Origin of the sequence: Mycobacterium simiae (assembly GCF_008370645.1) — a bacterium.
Taxonomy (GTDB): Bacteria; Actinomycetota; Actinomycetes; order Mycobacteriales; family Mycobacteriaceae; genus Mycobacterium; species Mycobacterium simiae_A.
In genome coordinates this window covers 1-289 of sequence record NZ_VTZN01000628.1, presented here as the reverse complement: position 1 = coordinate 289, position 289 = coordinate 1, and the positions used below count along the sequence as shown (strand labels likewise).

1 protein-coding gene is annotated in these 289 nt (G+C 61.6%); it reads right to left on the bottom strand.

The annotated features are described in order from the left end of the window. Window positions 1-289: acyl-CoA dehydrogenase family protein (locus F0Q45_RS27175; protein ID WP_149656719.1), on the bottom strand; the 289-nt coding region annotated here is incomplete at both ends.

Here is a 289-nt window from a genome sequence, read left to right as displayed (position 1 = left end):
TCGGATCCCATTCCTGGCTCCGACATCGAGAACGCACCGCGAGATTCGCCAGTGGCCATCCGCGGCAGGAATCGCTGTTTTTGCTCCTCGGTACCATGCTGGCGCAGCAGGTAGGCCACGATGAAGTGGGTGTTGAGCACACCGGAGATACTCATCCAGCCCCGGGCCAGCTCCTCGACGCACAGCGCGTACGTCAATAGCGACCCTCCGAGCCCGCCGTATTCCTCGGGGATCATCAGGCCGAATAGACCCATGACGCGCATCTGGTCGACGATGTCTTGTGGGTAGG